At 42.2% G+C, this 1,276-nt stretch carries 1 protein-coding gene; it reads right to left on the bottom strand.

Translation table 11 applies throughout. The annotated features are described in order from the left end of the window. A partial coding sequence (locus FC32_RS05195; protein ID WP_162253203.1) for a mucin-binding protein occupies positions 1-1,276 on the bottom strand: 1,276 nt, incomplete at both ends.

The following is a 1,276-nucleotide window of genomic DNA, read 5'->3' as shown; positions in this document are numbered from 1 at the left end:
AAGACATAACCCTTTTCTTCAAGTTCTTTGATCACATCAGCGGTGCTGTAGTTGATTGTTGAGCCTGATTCACCTGTAACTGTATCAACTTGGATCGTTTCGCCTGTTGTACTGTCAACATAAGTGATCGTCGCTGTTTGAGTTTGTGCTTCAGGAGTTACTGGTACATAAACTACCGGTGTATCTTCACCTGGGTTTTCTGGTGTCACACTTGGTACTTGTGGTACATAGCCAGGAACTTCTGGTACATCTGTGATGCCACCCTTAGTTGGATCACTTGGATCGTTGTTGTAGGTAGGTGTTTCTGCACCTGGAATTGGGTTGCCATCTGGGTCAACTGGTACGATCTTACCTAATTCTGCATAAACAAAGTCAACTGTAACATTTTCTGTTCCAATTGTTCCTGTAGCATTAGAAGGTACTTCTGTTAGGTAGTAGCCATCAATTACTTTAGCATCGCCAGATACATCGTAATCTGTGCCTTCTTCATAATCTGTACCTTTCACAACAGAATCTGCTAATTTATTACCATTTTCATCAACAAAGTTTTCTGTCAATGTGTAAGTATTAACATCATCTTTTACATAAACAACCTTCGTATCTGAACCTGGATCTGTTGGATCAACACTTGGAGTTTCTGTGTGATACCCTGGGACCGTTGGTGTTGGTGTTTCATCTGCTTGAGTTGGATCACTTGGATCGTTATTGTAGGTTGGTGTTTCTGCACCTGGAATTTCGTTACCATCTTCATCAACTGGTACGATCTTACCTAATTCTTTGTACACAACTGGAATTGTAATATTTTCTTGCGTTACTGTTTGGGCTGTTACTTCAGCTGTGTCAGCATAGTAACCTGTAATCACTGGTGTCGTTACAGCATCGTAAGTTTCCTTATCTGATGTCCATTCGGTAGATGAAACTACTTCACCTGTAACCTTGTCAACTGTAACTGTCCGTGACCATGTTGCAGTTTGCACGTTATCTGCTGGTGTTTGGTCACCGGCACCACTGTATGTGACAGTTAACGTTACATCCTTGGATACTTCACCTGCTTCAGCTGGCCATTTTGGACCATCTGGATCGTTAGGGTTGATTGGATCACCTGGGGTTACTGGGTTGTCTGGTGTAACAGTTTCTTCACCGTGTTTCAATGTAACCGTGTAGTTTTGGTCAACACTTGTGTCATCGTCAAATGTAGCGTCTGTTGGGAAGCCGTCTTTAACTAAGACATAACCCTTTTCTTCAAGTTCTTTGATCACATCAGCGGTGCTGTAGT

This window comes from Ligilactobacillus apodemi DSM 16634 = JCM 16172 (assembly GCF_001434405.1).
Classification (GTDB): Bacteria; Bacillota; Bacilli; order Lactobacillales; family Lactobacillaceae; genus Ligilactobacillus; species Ligilactobacillus apodemi.
This window is presented reverse-complemented; position numbering and strand designations above follow the sequence as displayed.